The following is a 23,858-nucleotide window of genomic DNA, read 5'->3' on the forward strand; positions in this document are numbered from 1 at the left end:
GCGTGGCTTCCGGGATGTCAAGACGGCAAAATATATCAGCTTGCGGCGCGCAGCCGGCGCACGCCAGCACCGGGCGCAAAACGCAGTGTGATCAGCAGCAACACCACCACCCCGCCCGCCATCACCATCCACGCCTGCGCCAGGCTGGCCGAATGCTGGCGGATCAGGCCGGCGATAAACGGCATGGCGCTGGCGATGATATAGCCGCCGCCCTGCACAAAGCCGAGCAAGGCGCCCGCGCCGGCCGGTTCCGTCACATGGTCCATGCTGACAATCAGCGATAGCGGAAACAGCGCGCCGATGCCGCAGCCGAGCAGGATCACGGCGGGAATCGCCAGCGGCACGGGCGCGACAATCAGGCAGGCCAGCCCCGCCAGCACGGACAGCAGCACCGACAGCAGCAGAGGACGGCGGTCCGGGAAGCGGTGGAGGATGCTTGAGACCACCAGACCGGCTGCCACCTCCACCAGGGTCAGCGCGCCCAGCAGCAGGCCGCTGCGCGCGGCGCTCCAGCCCAGCTCGGTGTAGAACGGCGGCAGCCAGGCCAGCACCAGCGTGTAGGCGCCGGTGCCGATGCCGAAGAACACCATCAACAGCCAGGCACGCGGCGCGCGCACGGGCAGGCTGGCGTTGCTGCCGCCCGCCACATCAACGCGTGCGGCGGTCGCGCGGCGCCACAGCAGCAGCGCGGCGGCGGCCGGCAGCGCCCACAGCGCCAGCAGCGTTTGCCAGCCCAGGAGTTGCCCCAGCGGCGACGCGGAGGCGGCCGCCAGCGCCGCGCCACCCATGATGCCGGTGGTATACAAGCCCATCAGCTGGCCGGCGCGCTCGGGGAAGTGGCGCTTGATAAACGCCGGCAGCAAGGCCTGCACCAGCGCGATGCCGAGGCCGCCGAGCGCGGCGGTGGCGATCAGGCCGGCGCTGCCGTGCAGCGGCCAGCGCAAGGAACAGGCCAGCGCGATGATGCCAATGCCCAGGCCGACACCGCGCACCACGCCCAGGCGCCGCTGCAACTGCGCGCCGGCCAGCGCGCACAGTCCCATGGCAAACACGGGCACGGTGGTCAGCAGGCCAGCGTCCGCGCTGCTGATGCCGGTGCCAGTCTGGATGGCGTCCAGCAGAGGCCCAATGGCGGCCAGGATCGGACGCAGGTTAAGGCCCAGCAAAAGTATGGCGGCCACCAGCAGGGCGGAGGAAGGAGAACGCAATGTGTCGCTTTTCGATGGCATGGATAGTCCTTGCCCCGCAAGGAGGCACATGGTTTAATACTTCAAGGAGAAATAACTCGATGAAAAGTATCTTAACATGAAGATATAAAATCGTCTCGACGTCAAGATAAAAGGATTGCCATGACCGATACGCCCGACGAACATCAGCGCGCTCAATTTGCAGCGGAACAATGGCAGCGCGAACTGCCGCAACTCGATACCAAAGCCATGCAGCTGGTGGGGCAGCTGGGCACCGTGGCGCAGCTGATGGCGCGCGACTGGCTCAACCCGCTGTTTGCCGAACACGGCCTGCAGCCCGGCGAATTCGACGTGCTGGCGACCCTGCGCCGCTCGGGCGCGCCGTATGCCTTGACGCCGACCGCGCTGTACGAGGCGGCCATGCTGTCCTCGGGCGGCATGACCAATCGCATCGACCGGCTGGAGATGGCCGGCCTGATCGAACGGCAGAAACACCCGACCGACCGGCGCGGCGTGCTGGTGGCGCTGACGGGCGCCGGGCGCGAACTGATCGACAGGCTGGTGCTGCTGCATGTGGACAACGAACGCAAGATGCTGGGGTCATTGACCGCGCGCGAACAAACCCAGCTGGGCCAGTTGCTGGGCAAGCTGCTGCAGGGCATGGCGCAGGCGAAAAACTAGCGCAAGCTGCGCAACTCACGGATCAGCTCGCGCAGCGGCGCATGGCCGCGATGCGCCAGGCGCTGCAGTTCGGCCGGCGCATAGGTCGCATACAGCACGTCGGCATGCGCCTGGCTGGCGGCGCGCAGGTCCAGTTCGCTATCAGGCGGCGCCGGCACGCTCCCTTCGACGATCGTCAGGAAATAATGGCGCGGCGTGCCGCGCAGGTTGGCGGCAAAATGCAGTACCAGGCCGTTGTCGAACAGCAGCGCGCCCCAGCTTGCATCGCGCCGCAGCAGCACCTTGAACGGCGGCAGCGCCTGGCCGCGCGCGGCGCGCAGCACGCCCGCCAGCCGCAGCTGATAGCCCAGATCGAGCCCGTTGCCATGGAAATGGCCCTGTTCCAGAAACACCTTGAACGACCCCTGCACCACCCTGCCCGCGCGGCGAAAGCGGCGCTGCTCTTCATACAGGGCCAGCCCCTGCGGCGGGCCGATGATGTCAAACCCGCGCACGGCCAGTTCGGCGTGCTCGAAGCTGCGCAGGCCGGCCATCGCGGGGTCGCGCAGCCAGCCATCGGCAAGATACGCCAGCACCACGGCGTGCAAATCGGGAAGCAACATGGCAAAACCTCGTCCAGGCAAAGACGGCCATTGTAGGCCAGCCTATAATCGAGGCCCGGCACAACTCACGCACCCCACCATGGCCTTGCCCGACACCCTTTCCGAATTCGACCTGATCAAACAATACTTCGTGCGCCAGCGCCCGGGACGCGCCACCTTGGGCATCGGCGACGACTGCGCGCTGCTGACACCCACGGCCGGCAAACAGATCGCCATCTCGTCGGACATGCTGGTGGAGGACCGGCATTTCTTTGCCGGTGCCGATGCGCGCAAACTGGGCCACAAAAGCTTGGCCGTCAATCTGTCCGACCTGGCCACGATGGGCGCCCGCCCGGTGGCATTTACGCTGGCGCTGGCGCTGCCGCAAGCCGAACGGGCCTGGCTGGCCGGCTTTGCCGAAGGCCTGTTTGCGCTGGCCGATGCGCATGGCTGCGAGCTGATCGGCGGCGACACCACCAAGGGCCCGCTGAACATCTGCATCACCGTGTTTGGCGAACTGGCCCCGGGCCAGGCGCTGCGCCGCAGCCGCGCCGTGGCTGGCGACGATATCTGGATCAGCGGCACCCTGGGCGACGCGCGCCTGGCGCTGGCCGGCTACCGCATGGAGCAGTCGCTGTCGGCCGAGCAACTGGCCAGCGCGGCGGTGCGCATGCATACGCCGACGCCGCGCGTGGCGCTCGGCTGTGCCTTGGCCGAATCGAACCTGGCGCACGCCGCCATCGATATCTCGGATGGCCTGGTGGGCGACCTGGGCCATATCCTGGCAGCCTCGCAGGTGGGCGCCACCCTGAACGTGGACGCGCTGCCGGCCGGCCCCATCCTGGCGCAGCAGGAAACCGGCCTGCGCCGCCGCTACACGGCCGCCGGCGGCGATGATTATGAATTGTGCTTTACGGCGCCGGCCTCGTCGCGCGGGGCGATTGCCGCGCTGGCCGGTCAATGCCGCACGCCCGTCACGCGCGTGGGCCGCATCGAGGCCGGGGCAGGCCTGCGCCTGGCCGATGCGGCAGGCGCGGCGCTGGATTTGCAGCTCAGTTCATTCGATCATTTCAGCGATTAGCTGACGAAGCCGCCTAGCGCACAACCGCCCTTGCCAGTCCCGGCTGATTGACCATCCAGTAATGCTGGAATGCCAGCCGGATATTGTCGCGCAGCGTGGTGTCGTCCCACGGTTTCGTGTAAAACCGGTAGATGGCGCCGCGGTTGATCGAGTCGAGCACGGCTTCGAGGCCCGTGTAGCCGGACAGGATGATGCGGATGGTTTCCGGGTACAGTTCCTTGACCTTGCTGAGGAACTCGGTGCCGCTCATGCCGGGCATGCGCTGGTCGCAGACGATCACGTGCACGCGGTGCAGGGCCAGCATTTCAAAGCCCTCGGCCGGCGTGCTGGCCGTCAGGATCTGGTAGCCGTCGGGACGGAACAAACGGTGCAGGGACGACAGCACGTTGACGTCGTCGTCGACGATCAGCAGGGTCTGCGCCGGCTGCGCGGCCGGATCGTGGCCCGGCGGCAGGCCGGCGCCGGCGGTGATGATCTGGCCCAGTTCCAGCGCCGGCAGGGCACGGCTGAAATAAAAGCCCTGGATTTCGTCGCAGCGGTTGCGGCGCAGGTATTCGAGCTGCGGGCGCGACTCGACGCCCTCGGCCACCACGCTCAATTTCAGGCTGTGCGCCATGCTGATGATGGCCAGCGCGATGGCCGCGTCGTTGGGGCTGCTGGTAATGTTGCGCACAAAAGCGATATCGATCTTCAGCTTGTCGATCGGGAAGCGCTGCAGATAGGCCAGGCTGGAGTAGCCGGTGCCGAAGTCGTCGATCGCCACCTTGACGCCGATTTTCTTCAGTTTGCCCAGCACGACGATGGTGCGCTCGGCGTTCGACATCAGCGCCGTTTCCGTCAGTTCCAGCTCCAGCAGTTCGGCCGGCACCTGATGCTGCGCCAGCGCGCGCGTCACCTCGCCTTCCAGGTCGCCTTCGGCAAACTGGCGGCTCGACACATTGACGGCCACGCGCACCGGTCCCACGCCCTCGTCGCGCCACTGCGCGATCTGGCGGCAGGCGGCGCCGATCACCCACGAGCCGACGCGCCCGATCAGGCCCGTGTCTTCCAGCACCGGCACGAATTCGGCCGGCGCCACCAGGCCATAGCCGGGACGGCGCCAGCGCAGCAGCGCTTCCACGCCGCTGATGCGGCCGGTGCGCAGGTCGACCTTGGGCTGGTAGTGCAAAATGAATTGCTCGTGCTCCAGCGCATGGCGCAGCGCCAGTTCCAGGTCCAGCCGCGCCAGCACCTGCACGTTCATGCCGGCCGTGAAAAAACGGTAGCCGTCGCGCCCGGCCTGCTTGGCGCCGCCCATCGCCGTGTTGGCGTAGCGAATCAGGGTTTCCGGGTCGAGCGCGTCGTCGGGATACATGGCGATGCCGATGCTGGCCGTCAGCGTGGCCGCATGGCCGCGCAGGTCGAATGGCGCGCGCAGGGCGTCGCGCACCTGGTTGGCCACCGCCACCGCTTCCTGCTGGTTGCGGCTCATGGTGAGGATCAGCGCAAACTCATCGTCGCCCAGGCGCCCGACCGTGTCGCGCAGGCGCACACAGGCGACCAGGCGGTTGCTGAACTGGCGCAGCAATTCGTCGCCCAGCGCCGCGCCCAGCGTGTCGTTGATGCTCTTGAAGCGGTCGAGCGCAATGAACAGCACCACGATGCGCCAGGATTTTTCCTGCGCCAGCTCGACCGCCTGCGCCAGCGTCTGGTAGAACAGGCTGCGGTTGGGCAGTCCCGTCAGGCTGTCGTAATGGGCCAGGTGTTTCAGCCGCTCCTGCGCCTGGCGCCGCTCGCTGATGTCGCGCGCCACCGCGATCAGCAGCGGCGCGCCGGTACCGGCAGTGGCGTCTTCGGGCGCTTGCGCATACCAGTGCGAGCCCAGTTCCACCGGCACCGTCGACAGGTCGCGCCGCAGCAGGTCGCATTCGCCCGCTTCGAGCGCCAGATGCGTGGCGCCCTCGGGCAGCGTCGTCAATGGCAGGACCGGCGAAGGCAGCACGCTGCCGGGCGGCAGCGCCAGCAGTTCCTGGCGCGTATGGCCGAGCAAGCGGCAGGCGCCGTCGTTGACATCGACCAGCGCCATGTCCGGCATGTCGACCAGGAAGATGGCGTCGCTGGTGGCGTCCATGGCGCCGCGAAAGCGCCGCAGCTCGGCCGTGCGCTGGCTGACCATCGTTTCGAGACGCGCGCTGTAGTTGCGCGCGGCCCGGTGCAGCAGCCGCACTTCGAGCATGTTGTGGATGCGCGTGAGCACTTCCAGTGCATCGAACGGCTTGCTGATGAAGTCGCGCGCACCCGACGCCAGCGCCGCCAGCCTGGCGTCGGGGTCGGCGGCGATCACCAGCACCGGCAGGTAGCCTTCCAGTTCCAGCGGGCGCAGCGCATCCATGACCGCATAGCCGCTCATGGCCGGCATCACCAGGTCGAGAATGATCAGGTCATATTGATGCTGCTGGTGCAGCGCGGCCACGGCATGCGCATCGAGGGTACTGGTGAGCGAGGTATAGCCGCCGCTTTCGAGCAGGTGCTCGAGCAGCTGCAGATTGACTTGCTGATCGTCGACGATCAGGATGCGCGCGCCATAGATGTCGGCCTGGCTGATCATGGCGCCGCATCCAGTTCGATCCAGAAGGTGCTGCCCACGCCTGCGCTGCTGTCCACGCCGATGCTGCCCTCCATTAATTCGGCCAGCCGCTTGCTGACCACCAGGCCGATGCCGCTGCCCTCCTGCGCCCCCCTTTCCTGGCCCAGGCGGTTGAACGGCTGGAACAGCTGCGCCTGGCGCGCGCTGTCGAGACCCGTGCCGGTATCGCTGACGCTGATGCGCACCCGTCCGCCAGGCTGCACGCTGCAGCCGACGTTCACGCTGCCCTGGTCGCGGTTGTATTTGAGGGCGTTCGAGAGCAGGTTGAGCAGGATCTGTTTCAAGCGCGTGCGGTCGGCCAGCACCTGCAGCCGGCAATCATCGGCAAACGCCATGCTGATGCCGCGCCCGGCGGCCAGCGGCGCCGTCATGTCGCGGCACTCGTGCAGCAGCATCTGCAGGCTGACCGCTTCGAGCGACAGGCTGACGGCGCCCGCTTCGATCCTGGCCAGGTCGAGGATGTCATTGATCAGGGTCAGCAGGTGGCGGCCCGACTTCAGGATATGGCCGGCAAACTCTTTTTTCTGTTCCAGCGTCGAGGGCAGGCGGTCGGAGCTGAGGATTTGCGAAAAGCCGAGGATGGCGTTGAGGGGCGTGCGCAATTCATGGCTCATCGATGACAGAAAGGCCGACTTGGCCTGGTTGGCGCTGCGCGCCTCTTCCATCGCCAGCGCCAGTTCGCCATTGCGCAGTTCCAGCTGCATCGTGCGTTCATGCACGCGTGCTTCCAGCTCCCGATTCAGGCGCATCACTTCCTGCTGCGCCTGCGTGCGCTGCTCGACGTCCGACTGCATCCGCGTGAACGCCTCGGCGAGGATGGGGTCGATGATCACCTGCCGCAGGCGGCGCAGCAGCAGCCAGGCCAACAGCAGCGCCAGCAACGTCACGCCCAGCGCAATTGCCAGGTAGTCCGCCCCCGGCTTGCGCTGGCCGCCGTACCAGTCATGGACAACGACGGCACCCATGGCAATGCCCAGCGTTGCCATGGTGCTCAGCAGGCCCAACAGGGCCAGCTTGTGGCGGATGGCACGCAGCCTGGCCTGATTGATCTGCTCGTCATCGTGCTGATTGAAAAGTGCCATGACAGCCAATGCGAAAGAAAGGTTGATTCAAAGGTTGATTCAAAGGTCGATCCGGATCGATACCAGAATATTGCCGAGCTGCACTAGCAGCCACTGCAACAATTGTGCAGCTCAATTGCTGGCAAATACACAAATAAGTGTACGCAGTTTTCGCTATCAAAGGGGAAACTTTCATCTATCGCGCGCGCCTGCCAGCCTGCCCGTCCGCACTGCGCCATGCTACAGTCGGCACTTGAACTTTCCACGGTCATACCATGAACGACGACATTTTTGAATTGGCACGCCAGGTGGGCCAGGCCCTGCATGCCAGGAGCCGGTTGCTGGCCACGGCGGAATCGTGCACGGGCGGCGGCGTGGCGCAAGCCATCACCGACGTTGCCGGCTCGAGCGCCTGGTTCGAGCGGGGCTTTGTCACCTACACCAACGTGTCGAAGACGCAGATGCTGGGCGTGCCGGCGCCGCTGATTGCGGAACGCGGCGCCGTCAGCGAGGAGGTGGCGGCCGCCATGGCGCGCGGCGCGCTGGCGCACAGCGAGGCGCAGGTTGCCGTCGCCACCACCGGCATCGCCGGTCCGGGTGGCGCCGTGCCCGGCAAGCCGGTCGGCACCGTCTGCTTCGGCTGGGCCACGCCTGACGGCGTGCAGACGGAACGCTGCGTGTTCGCCGGCGACCGCCAGGCCGTGCGCGCGCAGGCGGTGGCGCATGCCTTGCAGGGCTTGCTACGCTTGCTCGTGTAGCGCGATCACGGCGCGGTCGCGTCCGGCCTGCTTGGCCGCATACAGGGCGCTGTCGGCGCGCATCAGCAGTTCATGGCGGCCGGCGCCATGCAGCGGATACTCGGCTATGCCGGCCGAAAACGTGCAGCCCGACAGGCTGTGCGGCGCCTGCTTGATCAGCAGCTGGCGATAGCGCGCGGCGATATCGTCGATCTTGTGCGCGGCCACCACGCTGTCGGCCTCGCGCAGCAGCAGGCAGAACTCCTCGCCGCCGTAGCGGCACACCATGTCGCTGCCGCGCAGCTGGCCTTCGACCAGGCGCGCGAACTGGATCAGCACTTCGTCGCCAAAGTTATGGCCATAGGTGTCGTTGATGCGCTTGAAAAAATCGAGGTCGATGATGATGATGGCGACCGGCTCGTCGGCATTGGCCTCGTGCAGGATGGCGTTCAAACAGGTTTCGAAATGGCGGCGGTTGTACAGGCCGGTCAGGTGGTCGCGCATGGCCTGCTCCTTCAGGCTGTCCTGCAGCGAATTGACATGCATGATCTGGTGCGCCAGCTCGCGGTTCAGGTGTTCGAGCTTGACGTTTTCCGACTCGCGCGCGGCCTGCAATTCCAGCGCCTTGTCGCGCTCGGCCTTCAGGTTGCGCATTTCCTTTTCCAGGTTGCGCATCAGCACGCGCGAGGCGCGCGCCGAGCGGCTGCTGGCCTCGAAGGCGGTGTGATACTGCTGCAGGAAACCATACGCCTGCTGCCAGTGGCCCAGCTGCGCGTTGATGTCGGACAGCCCGCGCAGGATCTGCTGCTGGTGGAACGGATTGCGCGTCCAGCTGAGCAGGCTGTGCGCCTGCGTCAGCGACACCAGTGCCGTGGCCGGGTCGCCCGCATGCAGGTCGAGCTTGCCGCGCACCAGCCACACATGCATCTGCTCTTCCAGGTCCTGCGCCTGGTTCGCATAGTCGCTGGCACGCTGCAGCAGCTGCAGGGCGCTGTCGGGCTGTCCCAGCGAGATGGCGGCATGGGCGGCAATGCAGAACAGGAAGGCGCGGATCGCCAGGTCGTCTTCGGGCCACTCGTAGAATGGCTCGACCAGCGCCAGCGCTTCGGCCGGCTTGCCGGTGGCCAGCAAACACATGGCCAGGTTGGCCGAGACGATGGTGTGCTGGTACTTGAGTTTTTGCGTGCCGATGATGTCGAGCGCTTCGTACAGCAGCGGAATGGCGTCTTCGTCATTGCCCAGGTCATGCTGCGACGAGGCCAGGTTCGACAGGCTGTTGACGCGGTGCGCGGGCGTGCCGAAGCGCTCGGCGATATCGAGCGCCAGCAGGAAATTGCGCGGTCCTTCCTGCGTGTCGCCGCGGTTCAGCGCATCGACACCGAGGCGCGCATACAGCATGAATTTATGCAGGGAATCGGGGATCTGTGCGGCGAGCTTGCGCGCCAGGAAGAAAAACTGCTCGGCTTCGGCAAACTCGCCGCGCCGGCTGGCGTACGCGCCCTGCAGCGCGGCCACTTCCATCCCGCCTTCGAGGTCATAGCCTTGATGAAAATACTGCTGCAGCCCGGCACAGGTCGGCTCCGCTTCGCCGCCGTAATAGGCCAGCCAGCACTGGTTCAGTTCGGCATACGCGCGCCCGCGCGCATAATCGAGGCGTTCGGCGGCCGCCAGCGCCAGCTGCGTCAGGCGCCGGGCCTGGCGGCGGTTGCCGACCAGGCAGGACAAGCCGTGCAGGTTCAGGCGGTCTATGTCGGCTTTGTCGAGACTGGAGAGCGGCACGGCATCCTTATTCACACTCTGGGGTGGATTCTTCACACAAAAATTGCTTTGCATCAATGATATTCTTTCCCATCATCATAACCAGATTTGGCCATCAACATGGCATCTTTGCAAAGCATTGTGGTAAAAATGCCAGTCAACATGCCGCACCCGGCCAGTCATGGGCGGTTGCCTATCGGGCAAAAAAGAACTATTCTCAACAATCGCCAGCCGCCGCCCCTTCCATGACCCTGTCTTCGCCGTTTACCGCCCTTGCCTGCCCCACGCTGCTGCTGTTGTCCGCTTGCACCGGCACGCCGTACACGGCTGCGCTGGCGCCCGCCGACCTCGATGGCCCGGCCTACACCGTGTATGCGGCGGGCGATATCGCCGACTGCCGCCAGCGCGGCTGGCAATATACGGGGGCGGCGCTGACGGCCGAACTGATTGCCGGCGAACTGAAGGACAAGCCCGATGCAGCCGTGCTGAGCCTGGGCGACCATACCTATCCGGTGGGTCTGGCGGCCGAGTTTCGCGACTGCTACGCCCCGACCTGGGGCCGCTTCAAGCAGCGCACCTACCCTACCCCCGGCAACCACGAATACTATGGCTCGAAAGCGGCCAGCGGCTACTTCGATTACTTCGGCCGGCCCGACTACTACAGTTTTCAACTGGGCAGCTGGCATGTGATCTCGCTCAACAGCCATCTGCCGGCCGCGCGGCGCGGCGAACAGCTGGCGTGGCTGAAGGACGACCTGGCGCGCCACCCTGCGCGCTGCACGCTGGCCTACTGGCATGCGCCCTTGTACAGCTCGGGCGGGCACCGCGCGCCGAACACCATGCAGCCAGCCTGGCAGGCGCTGCATGACGCCGGCGCCGAGCTGGTGCTGTCGGGCCACGACCACGATTACGAGCGCTTCGCGCCGCAGGACGCCAACGGCAACGTCGACGAAGCGCGCGGCCTGCGCCAGTTCGTGATCGGCACCGGCGGCGCCTTCCTGACGCCGTTCTTTTATTTCATGCCGCACAGCGCAATGCGCGACAACAGCAGCCATGGCGTGCTCAAGCTGCGCCTGCATGAGGCCGGATACAGCTGGCAATACCTGGCAGTGCCGGACGACGGCAGCGTGCCGCGGCCAGCGACCGACAGCGGTGCGGCCGCTTGCCACTGATCTTTTTTTTACCTGTCACAGACGCAATCACTTGGAGTAGTCGCAATGCAAAACACGGTACATTTCATCCTGCAGGGCAAGGGCGGCATCGGCAAGACGCTGGTCTCGACCCTGCTGGCGCAATGGATGGGCGGCAAGGACGATATTCCCCTGCGCTGCTATGACACCGACCAGGAAAACGCCACCTTCTCGCGCTACAAGGCGATGAACGTCAAGCATGTGCCGGTCATGACGGAAGGCCGCATGATCGACCCCAAGCGTTTTGATGCGCTGATGATCGATATCCTGGAAGCGGACGGCAACTGCGTGATCGACAACGGCGCCAATACTTTTTCGCCGCTGATGGGCTACCTGCTGGAAAACGACTGCTTTGCGCTGCTGGAGGAGTCGGGCCGCAAGGTGTATATCCACACCATCGTCGGCGGCGGCGACACCCTGCACGACACGGCCACCGGCTTTGTTGCCACGGCGCAGTCGACCAGGGTGCCGCTGGTGCTGTGGCAGAACGAACACTTTGGCCTGCTGCAATCGGCCTCGGGCAAGCAGTTCATCGAGTCGCAGTCGTACAGCGATCACCGCGCGCGCGTCAAGGGCAGCATCACCCTGTCGCAGCGCAATCCGGACACCTTCGGCGCCGATGTGAAAAAGATGAACACGGCGCGCCTGACGATGCAGGAAGTGCTGCAGAACGACAAGTTCAACATCATGGAAAAACAGCGCATCAAGGTGGTGTACCGCGATATTTTCGAACAACTCGACAAGGTGCAATGGTAGTGGACCAGCATAAACTGCGCAGCCATGTCTTTGACAAGACCGGCATCAAAATCGACACCGACGACCCCATCTTCGCCCTGGTGGCCCTGAACGAAGCGGTACTGGCCGAGACCATCGAGCGCCAGCTCGCCTTGCTGCATGCCGCCACCGACGCGCTGGCGGCGCAGGCCTGTGCGGCGGGCGGCCTGCCGCCGCCGGCTGCACCCATCCCCTTGCCGGCAGCACCGCCCGCCAGCGCTGCCGCCAGCAACGGCTTGACGCCGCGCGAATGGCGCTTGCTGGGCGCGGCCGCCATCGTCTCGCTGGCCTCGTCGCTGCTGGTGCTCGGCGGCGCCGCGCTGCTGTGGCGCTGACCCGACAATTCCTTACCACTCTCAACCGGAAGCACGCATGAAACCGATCAAACTGCTGGCCATACCTGCCCTGATGCTGTCGCTGTACGGCGCCCCGCTGACGCTTGCCCATGCTGCCGAGGCAGCGGCCGCCACGCCTGCGGGCGCCACCGCCGTGCCGAATATCGCCTACGAAAAATACACGCTGCCCAACGGCCTGGAAGTGATCCTGGTCGAAGACCATAAATTGCCCGTGACCGCCGTCAATATCTGGTACCACGTGGGACCGGCCAATGAAGCGCCGGGCCTGACCGGTTTTGCCCACCTGTTCGAACACATGATGTTTGCCGCCACCAAGCACGTGCCGCGCGGCCTGGCCGACCAGCTGCTCGAAGGCGCCGGCGCCACCGACTCGAACGGCAGCACCGATTTCGACCGCACCAACTATTTCGACACGGTGCCGTCGAACCAGCTGGAACTGGCGCTGTGGACCCATTCCGACCGCATGGGCTACCTGCTCGACGTGCTGGACCAGACGGCGCTGACCAACCAGCAGGACGTGGTGCGCAACGAGCGCCGCCAGAGCGTGGAAAACGCGCCGTACGGCATCGTGCAGGAAGCGCTGTTCCACCAGCTGTTCCCGAAGAACCACCCGTACTACGCCAGCGTGATCGGCTCGCATGCCGACATCCAGAACGCCAAGCTGGACGACATCAAGGAATTCTTCACCAAATATTACGGCCCCAACAATGCCAGCCTGGTGATCGCCGGCGATATCGACAAGGCGAAAACCAAGGAGCTGGTCAACCAATACTTCGGCAGCTTCAAGAGCGGCCCGGCGGTGGAAAAGCCGAACGTGGTGACGCCGGCGATTACAGAAGAGCGCCGCGTGGTGGTGCAGGACCGCGTCGAATTGCCGCGCGTGTATTTCGGCTGGCTGACGCCTCCGGCCTACACGAAAGACGATGCGGAGCTGAAGATCGCCGCGCAAATTTTGGCTGGCGGCAAATCGAGCCGCCTGTACAAGTCCCTGGTGTACGACAAGCAGATCGCCCAGGACGTGGGCGCCGACCAGGGTTCGGCCGCCTTGACCTCGATGTTTACCATCGACGCCACGGCCCGCCCGGGCCAGACACCGGAAGCCATCGAGCAGGCCTTGAATGCGGAACTGGAAAAACTGCGCGTTGAAGGTCCGACCGCGAAGGAAATCGAGCGCGCCCGCAACAGCATCGAAACCGTCATGCTGAGCCAGCTGGAAAAAGTCGGCGGGCGCGGCGTGGCCAACCTGCTCAACGAATACAACCAGTACACGGGCGACCCCGGCTACCTGGCGAAAGATATCGAACGCTACCGCCAGGTAACGGCAGCCGGCGTGCAGCGCGCGGTCGACACCTATCTGAAAACGCAGGCGCGCGTGGTGGTGTACGGCGTGCCGGGCAAGCCCGACCTGGGTCCGGAAGTGGCCACGCCCGCGCCGGGCAAGGTCAAGCCCGCACCGGGCACGGCCATCAATGCGGACGAGCCATGGCGCAGCAAGGTGCCGGGCGCCGGCCCCGCGCCGGCCATCAACCTGCCGCAGGGCAAATCGTTCACCCTGGCCAATGGCCTGACCGTGATCCACAACTACAACCCGGCCGTGCCGCTGGTGTCGAGCCAGCTGGTGGTGAAAAGCGGTTCCGGCGCCAACCCGCTGGCGCAACCGGGACTGTCGAGCTTTACGGCGCAGTTGCTGCAGGAAGGCACGGCCACGCGCAGCGCGCCGCAGATCGCCGATGAAGTGGCGCAGCTGGGTGCGTTTCTCGGCACCGGCTCCGGCGCCGACAGCTCGTTTGCGCAGATGACGTCCTTGAAAACCACCTTCCCGCAGGCGCTGGACCTCTTGGCCGACGTGGTGCAGCATCCGCAGTTTCCCCAGGAAGAAGTCGAACGCCAGCGCGCCAGCCGCATCGGTAACCTGGCGCAGCAGCGCGAGAATGCGGGCGCGGTTGCCGCCCGCGTCGAAGCGGCCGCGCTGTACGGCCCGAAGCACCCGTACGGCTATATCCAGCTCGGTACCGAAGCGGCCCTGAAAGCGACCACGCGCGCCGACCTGCAGCGCTTCTGGCAGCAGCATTACGTGCCGAACAATGCGGCGCTGATCGTCTCGGGCGATATCACCGAAAGCGAACTCAAAGCCCTGGCCGAAGCGAAATTCGGCGCCTGGAAAGCGGGCGAGGTGGCGCCGTCAGTCACGGCCCTGCCTGCCACCAGCAAGGCCAGACTGATTTTGGTCGACAAGCCCGGCGCGCCGCAGACGGCGCTGCGCCTGTCCACCATCGCGGTGGACCGCAAGACGCCGGACTACGCGCCGCTGCAGGTGATGAACGCGGCGCTGGGCGGCCTGTTTACCAGCCGGCTGAACACCAACCTGCGCGAGGAAAAGGGCTATACCTACGGCGTGCGTTCGCAGTTCCAGTACCGCAGCGCGCCGGGACCGTTTGCGATCGCCGCCAGCGTGCGCACCGATGTGACGGGTCCGGCGGTATCGGAAACGCTGAAGGAAATCCGCGCCATGATCGCCAAACCGCTCAGCAGCAAGGAACTGTCGAACGCGCGCAATTCGCAGGTGCTGTCGCTGCCGGGCCAGTTCGACACCAACGCCAGCATCAGCGCCAGCATGGCCAACACCTATGTGTACAACCTGGGCCTGGACTACTACACCACCCTGCCGCAGCGCTTTGCCAGCGTGACGGACAAGCAGGTGCAGCAGGCGGCCAGGAAATACCTGCAGCCTGAAAAACTGACCATCATCGGTGTCGGCGACCAGGCGAAGATCGCGCCGCAACTATCGAAGCTGAAGCTGGTGCCGTTGGAAGTGCGCGACACGGAAGGGAATGTGAAGTAAAACCTTGGGGTCAGTCCCGCTGGGCCTGACCCCACATTTCAAGCTCAGCGGCGCTTGAACAGCGCCACGTTATCGACGATCGCCGCCACGGCCACCCCGGCCGCGTAGGCGATCAGGTCGAACCAGCCGAAGAACGAGCCCAGCACCAGATGGCCCAGCGTGTGGCTGCGCAGCTCGACGATCCACGCTGCCTGGTAGAGCTGGCTGAACTCGACCGCAAAGCAGATCAGCAGCGACCACAGCGCCAGCTGCCAGGTGCGCATGCGGGTGGCAATCATGCCAAGAGCAAACACGATCATCATGGCCCACAGGGCGTCGCCCGGATATTTGCCGAGCGAATCGGGCAGCCATTGCGGAAAGGCGCGCGAGGCCAGGCCCAGCGCGATCACAAGCACGGTCGCGGCCAGCTGCAGCAGCGGGCGGCGTTCAGGTTTTACCAGGAACATATTTCCATTCACAGACAGGAGACGGGCCGAATCATTGCGGCCCGTGCCGTATTGTACTGCGCAGCAACACGTCCCCGGCGGCTATCTGGGCGCCAGCTTGACATTCGCCACCAGGAAATCAAGCAAAACCCGCACGCGCAGCGGCAGATGGCCGCCCTGCCCCACATATACGGCGTGCACCGCTTCGGTGTCGCCCGGATTGCACTCTTCCAGCACCGCCTGCAGGCGGCCCGCCGCCAGGTCATCGCGCACCTGGAACGCGGCCAGGCGCGCCAGGCCCAAGCCGGCCAGCGCCAGCTGGCGCACGGCTTCGCCATCGCTGGCCTGCACATTGCCCAGCACCGGCACGCTGATCTCGCCGCCATCGTGGCGCAGCGGCCAGCCAGTGCTGGCGCGCGCGTAATTGGCGTCGAGCAGGTTGTGCTGCGCCAGGTCGCCTGGCGTGGCGGGCAGGCCGCAGCGCGCCACATAAGCGGGCGAGGCCACGATCACCATCGGCGTCTGGCCCAGCTTGCGCGCCATCAGCGCCGAGTCTTTCATGGGACCGGCGCGCACCGCCACGTCGGTACGCTGCTCGAGGATATCGACCACCGCGTCGGTCAGCACGATATCGAGCGTGACCTCGGGATGCTGCGCCAGGAAGGCGGGCACCAGCGGCAGCAGGAAGTGGTGGCCGAACGGCACATTGGCATTGATGCGCACGCGGCCGCGCGGCGTGTCCTGCAGGCCGGCGCAGCGCTCGGCTTCGTCCAGCGCCGCCAGCACCTGCACGCCCCGTTCATACAGGCCGCAGCCTTCGGCCGTCAGCTGCAACTGGCGCGTGGAGCGGTTCAGCAAACGCGCGCCCAGGCGCTGCTCGAGCCGCGACACCAGCTTGCTGACGGCCGACGGTGTCATGCCGCAGGCGCGCGCCGCGGCCGAAAAGCCGCCCAGTTCGATCACCCGCACGAACACCTCCAGTTCGCCGGAGCGGTTCACATCCAGTCTTGCCATGATGAATTCAACTCACAAATGTTCTTCGTTCATATAGTCTAGTGCATCAGTGGCGTTGGCGGCATCATCGGGCCTTTCCATCACCCAGGCCATCGCCATGAAACTGCCCTGCTTTCTCCCCCTGCTTTTTTCTGCCTGCGTGGCCGCGCCCGCATTTGCCGCCGACACCGGCTGGCTGGCCAGCTGGAGCGCCAGTCCGCAAGCCGTCTGGCAGCCGGGCTTTATCCTGCCCGCCAATGTACCGGCGCGCCTGCGCGACCAGACCGTGCGCCAGGTAGCGCGCATCAGCGCCGGCGGCACGCGCGTGCGCCTGGTGCTGTCGAACGCCCATGGCGACACGCCGCTGCAGCTGGGCGCTGTCGCGCTGGCACTGGCGGCTGAAGGATCCGCGATCGAACCGCACAGCCTGCGCGCGGTGACATTTGCCGGCCGCAATACCGCCACCATCGCGCCGGGCGCGCCGCTGCTCAGCGATCCGGTTGCGCTGGCCGTGCCCGACCTGGCGCGCCTGACAGTGAGCATCCATCTGCCGCACGCTACCGCCATCACGACTTTCCACTGGGACGGCCGCGAAACGGCCTGGATCGCGGCGGGCGATCAGACCGGCGCCCCCGTCATCGATGCCAGGCAGCCGGCGCTGCAGACCACCACGGCGCGCCTGCTGCTGTCGGGCATCGAGGTGGAAGCGGCGCCAGCAGCCTCGGCGGTAGCGGTGCTGGGCGACTCGATTGCCGATGGCGCCAGTGCCAGCCAGGGACGCGATACGCGCTGGCCCGACGTGCTGGCGCAGCGGCTGGCGCCGCATGGCGTGGCCGTGCTCAATGCCGGCATCTCGGGCGCGCGCCTGCTGACGGACGGCATGGGCGTCAATGCGCTGGCGCGGTTCGAACGCGACGTGCTGGGCCAGGGCGGCGTGCGCACGGTGATCGTGGCGCTGGGGATCAATGACATCAGCTGGCCCGGCACGGCGTTCGAGCCGCATGGCCGGCGCCCGACCTTGCAGGAACTGACAGGCGGCTATCGCCAGTTGCTGGCGCAGGCGCGCAAGCGTGGCGTGCGCGTGATCGGCGCCACCCTGACGCCGTTTGAAGGCGCCCTGCCCGGCACCCCGCTGGCCAACTATTACCAACCAGAAAAGGAAGCGCTGCGCCAGCAGCTCAATGCATGGATACGCAGCAGCGGCAGCTTTGACGCCGTGCTCGACGCCGATGCCTGGCTGCGCGATCCGATCCAGCCGCGCCGGCTGCTGCCCGCGTTTGATTCGGGCGACCATCTGCATCCGGGAGACGCCGGCAACCGCGCGCTGGCCGAGGCGATCGACCTGCGGTTGCTGCTGCCTGCATCAGCGCAGCAAAACTAGTCGCCCAGCCCCGCGTACAGCGCCGTGCTCAGGTAGCGCTCGCCAAACGACGGAATGATGGTGACGATGGTCTTGCCGGCATTTTCCGGCCGCTTGGCGACCTGCAGCGCGGCCCACAGGGCGGCGCCCGATGAAATGCCGACCAGCAAGCCTTCGTCGCTGGCGGCCAGGCGGGCAGTGGCGAATGCATCGTCGTTTTTTACGCAGATGACTTCGTCGTAGACCGCGGTGTTCAATATCTGGGGGACGAAACCGGCGCCGATGCCCTGGATCGGGTGCGGCCCCTTGGTGCCTTTCGACAGCATCGGCGACGCTTCCGGTTCCACCGCGATCACTTGCAGGCCCGGTTTGCGTTCCTTCAGCACTTCGCCGATGCCGGTAATCGTGCCGCCCGTGCCAACGCCTGCAATGACAATGTCCACTTGCCCATCGGTATCGCGCCAGATTTCCTCGGCCGTCGTCTGGCGGTGGATGGCGGGATTGGCGGGATTATTGAATTGCTGCAGCATCAGGTAGCGCGGATCGGACGCCACCAGTTCTTCGGCGCGGCGGATGGCGCCCAGCATGCCTTCGCTGCCGGGCGTCAACACCAGTTCGGCGCCATAGGCGCGCAGCAGGATGCGCCGTTCGCGGCTCATGGTGTCGGGCATGACGAGGGTGCAGCGGTAGCCGCGCGCGGCGCAGACCATCGCCAGCGCAATGCCGGTATTGCCGCTGGTCGGCTCGACGATAATGGTGTCGGCATGGATCAGGCCGGCGCTTTCGGCGGCAGCGACCATGGCCAGGCCGATACGGTCCTTGACGCTGTGGGCGGGATTGTAGAATTCGAGTTTGGCCAGGATGGTGGCCACACTGCCGGCAGCGATGCGGTTGATGCGCACCAGCGGGGTATTGCCGATCAGTTCGGTGACGTCGTTGGCGATCTTCATGGGAGGAGTCTCCGCTGTTTCAGGAGACCCCAGTCTACCGCCTTTGACCGCAACGCGCGAGGGCGTTGCTGTCAAATGATTAATTACTTAACGTCAAGCAATTCGACGTCGAAGATCAGTGCCGAGTTCGGCGGAATATCGCCATTGCCGGCGCCTTTCGCGCCATAGGCCAGCTCGCCTGGAATGATCAGCGTGCGCTTGCCGCCCACCTTCATGCCGGCCACGCCCTGGTCCCAACCCTTGATGACCATGCCCTTGCCCAGCGGGAAATCAAACGGGCCACGGCCAACCGAGCTGTCGAACTGCTTGCCGCGCGAGTTTTTCGCCAGGGGACGATACAGCCAGCCCGTGTAATGCACGGTCACGTTGGCGCCAGCCAGCGCTTCCTTGCCGGTGCCGACCTTGTTATCGATCAGGATCAATTTGTCGGCGGCAGGGCCGGGGCTCATCGACACGGCCGACGCCGGTACCGGAGCAGGCGCTTGTGCATGCGCCAGCGAAGCGGCGACGGAACAGATCAGGGCAAACAATACGGAGCTACGCGTCATGATGATTACTTTCCTTGAGTTTCAGTGAATTTCAGTACGACCCTGCCATCGATATCGGGCAGGATGCGCGACAATAATAGCAAACCACGGGAGCGCCATGAAAAACTTGTCTGCACAGCCACGCCTGTTTTACGGCCCGTGGCCCGATCCGGCCACGCGCGGCGCACTGGCCGCGCTGCAGCCGGCCGTGGGCGGCACGCCGTCGCGGCCCGGCAAACTGCACCTGACCATGGCCTTCCTGGGCCAGCGCGACGAACATGAATTGCCGGCATTGATCACCATCCTGCAGACCTTGCCGGCGCAGGCCATGACCCTGGTGTTCGACCACTACAGCCATTTTCCCAAGGCGGAACTGAGCTGGGCTGCCCTGCGCACCGTGCCGCCGGCACTGCTGGCGCTGCGCGCCGAACTGATGGCGCGGCTGGCCGCGGCCGGCCTGGCGCCGGCGTTTGAACACGACCGTTTCACACCGCACGTGACGCTGGCGCGCAAGGCGGGGCCGCCGCCAGCAATCCCGTTTGCGCCCGTCACCTGGCACGCCGCGCAACTGGTGCTGGTGGAATCAGACAAGCGCAGCGGCGAGTATCATGTTCTCGCCAGCCGCGAACTGAACTAGGCGGCGTCCGGCAGCGTTGCGGCGCGGGGCTGGCGCAGGCTTTTCAAGGCGTGCGAGGCGGCCACCATGCCGAAGCTGGCGGTGACCACCACGCTGGAACCGAAACCGGCGCAGTTCAGGCCAGTCACGCCAGCGGACGCGGCGCCATCGATCTCGCACGCTTCGCCCGTGTCGGGCGTCGTCAACGGCTCCATCGAAAACACGGCATCGACGTTGAACTTGTTTTTCACGCCGCGCGGAAAGCCGTAGTCGGTGCGCAGGTGCTTGCGCACGCGCTTGAGCAGCGGTTCCTGTTCGGTTTTCGCCAGGTCGCGCACGGCGATCAGGGTCGGGTCCGTCTGGCCGCCGGCGCTGCCGATGGTCAGCATCGGCAGGTTGCGGCCGCGGCACCAGGCGATCAGCGCCGCTTTCGAGCGGGCATTGTCGATCGCATCGATCAGGTAGTCGAAATCCTGGCCACCGAGCAACTGTTCCAGGTTATCGGGCGCAATGAAATCTTCCACTTGCGTGACCCGGCAAAACGGGTTGATCAGGCTGATGCGTTCGGCCAGGGCCGTGATCTTGGCCTTGCCGATGGTGTCGCTCATGGCCTGGATCTGGCGGTTGATATTCGATTCGGCCACGTTATCGAGGTCGATCAAGGTCAGATGGCCGACCGCGCTGCGCGCCAGCGCTTCGACAATCCAGGAACCGACGCCGCCCACGCCGATCACACACACATGGGCGGCGCGAAAACGCGCCAGCGCCGGTGCGCCATACAGGCGGGCAATGCCGCCAAAACGCCGGTCAAAATCGATCTCGGTCAAGTCCGGGGAAATAAGTTCATTGGTGGAGGTATGCATGGCGCCATTTTAACGGACACGGCGCTGACGGATATTCTAAAATGGCTGACCAGACCAGGCGACAGCCCACAACTGTCGCCACGCCCCAACACTGTCCACCACGAGAGCACACCATGACCGCCCCTCTGTTCGCCTCCGTTCCCGGCTTTGACCAGCCGATTGCCGTGCTTAAACATTGTCACGACAAAATCCGCAAACAGCTGACCACCTTGCAAAACCTGCTGGCGCACCTGCCCGAGCAGGGCAATACGGCAGAGGCGCAGCAGGCGGCCAAGGCGGTATTGCAATATTTCAACAAGGCCGCCCATCTGCATCATGACGATGAAGAGCAGGACCTGATGCCGATGCTGCAGGCGACCGCCACCGGCGAGGACGCCATCCTGCTGGGTACGCTGGTGCCGGAAATCCTGGCCGACCACCAGCGCATGGACCAGGCCTGGTCCGCGCTGCGCCCGCAACTCGATGCGATCGCCGACGGCGCCAGCACCGAACTGTCCGCCGGCAACGTCAACGCTTATGTGGACGCGTACCACGCGCACATGGGCAAGGAAGAGGGGCAGCTGGCGCCGATGGCCAAGCGCCTGTTCAGCCCGCAGCAGATGGCGCAATTGGGCACGGCCATGCAGCGCCGGCGTGGCATTGCGCCGGAGGAAGCACCGGTCCCGGCAGCCACCACCGCCCCGGTGCACGACGCTGCCACCCTGGCCGCCATGCGCATCGACTATGTCCAGTCGCTGCTGACGGAAGAGCAGGTATTGCGCGATCCGGTCGCCCAGTTCGAAAAATGGTTCGATGAAGCGCTCAAGGCCCAGGTCAGCGAACCGAACGCCATGAGCCTGTCCACGGTCAGCGCGGACGGCAAGCCCAGCTCGCGCATCGTGCTGATCAAGCAGTTCGACGAGCGCGGCTTTACCTGGTACACCAATTACCACAGCGACAAGGGGCAGCAGTTGCAGGACAACCCCAACGCCGCACTGCTGTTTTTCTGGCGCGAACTGGAGCGCCAGGTACGCATCGAAGGCACGGTGGTCAAGACCTCGGCCGCCGAGAGCGATGAATATTTCAATGTGCGTCCCCTGCTGAGCCGCCTGTCGGCGATCGCCTCGCAGCAGAGCGCGCCGATAGCCAGCCGCGCCGAGCTCGAAGCCAATTACGAGGCGGTGGCCGCCGTCGCCGGCGAGACGCCGGCGCGCCCCGAACACTGGGGCGGCTACCGCCTGCAGCCCGAGCGCATCGAATTCTGGCAGGGCCGTCGTTCGCGCTTCCACGACCGCATCGTGTTTACGCGCGGCGCCGATGGCGCGTGGAGCATGGAGCGCCTGCAACCGTAGTCTTGCCGACCTGGCTGCAGGCACAAGGCAGACTGGTCAATATGGGTGTAGGCTAGCTGAGTTAGTTCTAAATGACATTGTTGTTCAATTTACGGCCGCGACAGCGGCCGCTTCATTGGAGGCCATCTTGTTTATTCAAAACCAACTCAAGTCCTGGATCGCCGGCATGCGCAGCAAGGCTGCCCTGCCGCTGCGCATCGAATTGTGGAACGGCCAGCACATCGACCTGTCCACCGAAGCGCCACGCGTCACCATCCGCCTGCCGACGGCCGCCTCGGCACGCTACCTGCTCAACCCCTCGCTGGCCAATCTGGGCGCGGCCTATGTGGAAGGCAATATCGAGGTCCGGGGCAAGGCGCAGGACATGATTTCCATCTGCAATGCGCTGGCGCGCAATACCCTGAAGCCGCAAGGCAAGCTGGCCCGCATCGTGCGCAGCTTTACGCACGACAAGAGCAAGGATGCCGAAGCGATCCGCTACCACTACGATGTGTCGAACGCGTTCTACCAGCAGTTTCTCGACCCGGCACTGGTCTACTCCTGCGCCTACTTCGAGCACGGCGATGAAACGCTGGCGCAGGCGCAGATCAAGAAGATCGACCATATCCTGACCAAGATCCAGTTGCAGCCGGGGCAAACCCTGCTCGATATCGGCTGCGGCTGGGGCGCGCTGGTGATCCGCGCGGCGCAGCAGCATGGCGCGCGCTGCGTCGGCGTGACCCTCTCGGAAAACCAGTATGCACTGGCGCGCGAGCGCGTGGCGCAAGCGGGGCTGGAGCACCTGATCGAAATCCGCCTGCAGGACTACCGCGACGTGACGGGCCAGTTCGACCGCATCACCAGCGTCGGCATGTTCGAGCACGTGGGCCTGAAACACCTGCCCGATTATTTCTCCATCATTAACAAGCTGCTGGCGCCAGACGGCATGGCAATGAACCACGGCATTACTTCCACCGACCCCGACAATGGCGAAACGCCCTATGGCGGCGGCGAATTCATCGAAAAATATGTGTTTCCGCATGGCGAGCTGGCGCATATCGGCAATGTGCTCAAAACCATGCAGCAAGGCGGACTGGAAGTGCTGGACGTGGAAAACCTGCGCCGCCACTATGCGCGCACTTGCGCCCTGTGGACGGAAAACTTCGAGGCGCATGCGGAACAGATCCGTCCGCTGGCGGGCGAACGGCGCTTTCGCATCTGGCATGTGTATCTGGCCGGCTGCAGCTACGCCTTCGAGCAGGACCTGATCAGCCTGTACCAGATCGTCTGCGTCAAGGCGGGCCGGCGTTCTTCGACCCTGCCGTGGTCGCGCAATTACATGTACGAGGCCAAGCCGCCGGCGCTGCCGCCGCAGTCGCCAGCGCTGGTCAACTGAATCTCACGCCACCTTGGCCAGGCGGGCGTACATGGCGCGAAACCGGTCGACCTTGGGCGCGGCCAGCAGCGCGCAATAGCTGAGCAAGGGATGGCGGGCGACATAGTCCTGGTGCGCGTCGTCCGCCCGGTAAAATGGCTGATCCGGCAGCACCTGCGTGACGATGGGGCCATCCCAGACGCCGGCCATTTCGGCAATCACCTTGTGCGCCACCGCTTCCTGCTGCGGCGACTGGGCGATGATCAGGGAGCGGTATTGCGTGCCCACATCATTGCCCTGCCGGTCGACGGTGGTCGGATCGTGGATGGTAAAAAACACTTCCAGCAAGTCGTGATAGCCGACGACGGCCGGATCGAACTCCAGACGCACCACCTGTGCGTGGCCGGTCGCGCCACTGGCCACCTGCTCGTGGCCGGGGTGTGCCAGCTGGCCGCCCGCATAGCCGGTCTCGACGCTGGTCACGCCGCGCACCTGCCGGTACACCGCATCGAGGCACCAGAAGCACCCGCCGCCCAGTATCGCCACGTCCATTTCCGCACTCATC

At 65.4% G+C, this 23,858-nt stretch carries 22 protein-coding genes; 11 read left to right on the plus strand and 11 right to left on the minus strand.

Features of this window, described 5'->3' with window-relative positions; genetic code table 11:
* Positions 1 to 35: 35 nt before the first annotated feature.
* Complete coding sequence (locus tag RTQ46_RS03490) at positions 36 to 1,229, minus strand: MFS transporter (RefSeq protein WP_312434630.1); 1,194 nt, start codon at positions 1,227 to 1,229, stop codon at positions 36 to 38.
* A gap of 120 nt (positions 1,230 to 1,349) precedes the next feature.
* On the opposite strand from RTQ46_RS03490, the gene RTQ46_RS03495 reads away from it, so the two are divergent.
* The gene (locus RTQ46_RS03495; protein ID WP_312434632.1) at positions 1,350 to 1,868 is read left to right on the plus strand and encodes a MarR family transcriptional regulator; all 519 of its coding nucleotides are present in this window, start codon (positions 1,350 to 1,352) and stop codon (positions 1,866 to 1,868) included.
* Here the strand turns inward: RTQ46_RS03495 and RTQ46_RS03500 are convergent.
* The gene (locus RTQ46_RS03500; protein ID WP_312434633.1) at positions 1,865 to 2,470 is read right to left on the minus strand and encodes a hypothetical protein; all 606 of its coding nucleotides are present in this window, start codon (positions 2,468 to 2,470) and stop codon (positions 1,865 to 1,867) included. The two genes, RTQ46_RS03495 and RTQ46_RS03500, sit on opposite strands and share 4 nt — an antisense overlap.
* Before the next feature lie 79 nt (positions 2,471 to 2,549).
* Between RTQ46_RS03500 and thiL the strand changes: the two genes are divergently transcribed.
* On the plus strand, positions 2,550 to 3,530 hold the full coding sequence (thiL, locus tag RTQ46_RS03505; protein WP_312434634.1) for a thiamine-phosphate kinase: 981 nt from the start codon (positions 2,550 to 2,552) through the stop codon (positions 3,528 to 3,530).
* Between the two features lie 13 nt (positions 3,531 to 3,543).
* Here the strand turns inward: thiL and RTQ46_RS03510 are convergent, their stop codons facing one another.
* Entirely contained in the window at positions 3,544 to 6,117 is a 2,574-nt protein-coding gene (locus RTQ46_RS03510) for an EAL domain-containing protein (protein ID WP_312434636.1), read from the minus strand.
* The gene (locus RTQ46_RS03515) at positions 6,114 to 7,238 is read right to left on the minus strand and encodes an ATP-binding protein (protein ID WP_312434637.1); all 1,125 of its coding nucleotides are present in this window, start codon (positions 7,236 to 7,238) and stop codon (positions 6,114 to 6,116) included. The genes RTQ46_RS03510 and RTQ46_RS03515 overlap by 4 nt, the downstream gene beginning before the upstream one ends.
* A gap of 254 nt (positions 7,239 to 7,492) precedes the next feature.
* Between RTQ46_RS03515 and RTQ46_RS03520 the strand changes: the two genes are divergently transcribed.
* Positions 7,493 to 7,975, plus strand: coding sequence for a CinA family protein (locus RTQ46_RS03520; RefSeq protein ID WP_312434638.1), 483 nt, complete (start codon positions 7,493 to 7,495; stop codon positions 7,973 to 7,975).
* Here the strand turns inward: RTQ46_RS03520 and RTQ46_RS03525 are convergent.
* Positions 7,958 to 9,733 (minus strand): diguanylate cyclase, encoded by a 1,776-nt coding sequence (locus tag RTQ46_RS03525; RefSeq protein WP_312434639.1) that lies wholly within the window; start codon positions 9,731 to 9,733, stop codon positions 7,958 to 7,960. The genes RTQ46_RS03520 and RTQ46_RS03525 overlap by 18 nt on opposite strands.
* A 224-nt stretch (positions 9,734 to 9,957) precedes the next feature.
* Between RTQ46_RS03525 and RTQ46_RS03530 the strand changes: the two genes are divergently transcribed.
* From RTQ46_RS03530 to RTQ46_RS03545, 4 genes are read left to right on the plus strand one after another with little or no spacing between them, the layout of a single operon-like run.
* A complete protein-coding gene (locus tag RTQ46_RS03530) occupies positions 9,958 to 10,884 on the plus strand; it encodes a metallophosphoesterase (RefSeq protein WP_312434640.1) in 927 nt (308 codons plus the stop codon).
* Between the two features lie 45 nt (positions 10,885 to 10,929).
* Positions 10,930 to 11,658, plus strand: coding sequence for a hypothetical protein (locus RTQ46_RS03535; protein ID WP_312434641.1), 729 nt, complete (start codon positions 10,930 to 10,932; stop codon positions 11,656 to 11,658).
* Entirely contained in the window at positions 11,658 to 12,011 is a 354-nt protein-coding gene (locus RTQ46_RS03540) for a hypothetical protein (protein WP_312434642.1), read from the plus strand. Before RTQ46_RS03535 ends, RTQ46_RS03540 begins: the two co-directional genes overlap by 1 nt.
* 37 nt (positions 12,012 to 12,048) lie before the next feature.
* Positions 12,049 to 14,874 carry a pitrilysin family protein gene (locus tag RTQ46_RS03545; protein WP_312434643.1) on the plus strand — a complete coding sequence of 942 codons (2,826 nt, stop codon included), beginning with the start codon at positions 12,049 to 12,051 and terminating at the stop codon, positions 14,872 to 14,874.
* Between the two features lie 44 nt (positions 14,875 to 14,918).
* Here the strand turns inward: RTQ46_RS03545 and RTQ46_RS03550 are convergent, their stop codons facing one another.
* Entirely contained in the window at positions 14,919 to 15,320 is a 402-nt protein-coding gene (locus RTQ46_RS03550) for a DUF2809 domain-containing protein (RefSeq protein ID WP_312434645.1), read from the minus strand.
* 81 nt (positions 15,321 to 15,401) lie between these two features.
* Entirely contained in the window at positions 15,402 to 16,313 is a 912-nt protein-coding gene (locus RTQ46_RS03555; RefSeq protein WP_312434646.1) for a LysR family transcriptional regulator, read from the minus strand.
* Between the two features lie 97 nt (positions 16,314 to 16,410).
* Between RTQ46_RS03555 and RTQ46_RS03560 the strand changes: the two genes are divergently transcribed.
* On the plus strand, positions 16,411 to 17,673 hold the full coding sequence (locus RTQ46_RS03560) for an SGNH/GDSL hydrolase family protein (RefSeq protein WP_312434647.1): 1,263 nt from the start codon (positions 16,411 to 16,413) through the stop codon (positions 17,671 to 17,673).
* Here the strand turns inward: RTQ46_RS03560 and cysK are convergent.
* Together cysK and RTQ46_RS03570 are read right to left on the minus strand one after the other, a co-directional pair.
* Positions 17,670 to 18,602 carry a cysteine synthase A gene (cysK, locus tag RTQ46_RS03565; RefSeq protein ID WP_312434649.1) on the minus strand — a complete coding sequence of 311 codons (933 nt, stop codon included), beginning with the start codon at positions 18,600 to 18,602 and terminating at the stop codon, positions 17,670 to 17,672. The genes RTQ46_RS03560 and cysK overlap by 4 nt on opposite strands.
* 83 nt (positions 18,603 to 18,685) lie before the next feature.
* A complete protein-coding gene (locus tag RTQ46_RS03570; protein WP_312434650.1) occupies positions 18,686 to 19,150 on the minus strand; it encodes an FKBP-type peptidyl-prolyl cis-trans isomerase in 465 nt (154 codons plus the stop codon).
* A 97-nt stretch (positions 19,151 to 19,247) separates the two neighbouring features.
* On the opposite strand from RTQ46_RS03570, the gene RTQ46_RS03575 reads away from it, so the two are divergent.
* Positions 19,248 to 19,766, plus strand: coding sequence for a 2'-5' RNA ligase family protein (locus tag RTQ46_RS03575; protein ID WP_312434651.1), 519 nt, complete (start codon positions 19,248 to 19,250; stop codon positions 19,764 to 19,766).
* Here the strand turns inward: RTQ46_RS03575 and tcdA are convergent.
* On the minus strand, positions 19,763 to 20,608 hold the full coding sequence (tcdA, locus tag RTQ46_RS03580; RefSeq protein WP_312434653.1) for a tRNA cyclic N6-threonylcarbamoyladenosine(37) synthase TcdA: 846 nt from the start codon (positions 20,606 to 20,608) through the stop codon (positions 19,763 to 19,765). The genes RTQ46_RS03575 and tcdA overlap by 4 nt on opposite strands.
* Positions 20,609 to 20,721: 113 nt before the next feature.
* Here tcdA and pdxH point away from each other — a divergent pair, with 113 nt between their 5' ends.
* Together pdxH and RTQ46_RS03590 are read left to right on the plus strand one after the other, a co-directional pair.
* Complete coding sequence (gene pdxH, locus RTQ46_RS03585; RefSeq protein ID WP_312434654.1) at positions 20,722 to 21,939, plus strand: pyridoxamine 5'-phosphate oxidase; 1,218 nt, start codon at positions 20,722 to 20,724, stop codon at positions 21,937 to 21,939.
* A 127-nt stretch (positions 21,940 to 22,066) separates the two neighbouring features.
* Positions 22,067 to 23,314, plus strand: a complete 1,248-nt coding sequence (locus tag RTQ46_RS03590; RefSeq protein WP_312434656.1) for a cyclopropane-fatty-acyl-phospholipid synthase family protein — start codon at positions 22,067 to 22,069, stop codon at positions 23,312 to 23,314.
* Between the two features lie 3 nt (positions 23,315 to 23,317).
* On the opposite strand, the gene msrA is transcribed toward RTQ46_RS03590, so the two are convergent.
* On the minus strand, positions 23,318 to 23,857 hold the full coding sequence (gene msrA, locus RTQ46_RS03595; RefSeq protein ID WP_312434657.1) for a peptide-methionine (S)-S-oxide reductase MsrA: 540 nt from the start codon (positions 23,855 to 23,857) through the stop codon (positions 23,318 to 23,320).
* Position 23,858: the final 1 nt, after the last annotated feature.

Source organism: Janthinobacterium sp., from assembly GCF_031995485.1.
Lineage (GTDB): Bacteria > Pseudomonadota > Gammaproteobacteria > Burkholderiales > Burkholderiaceae_D > Janthinobacterium.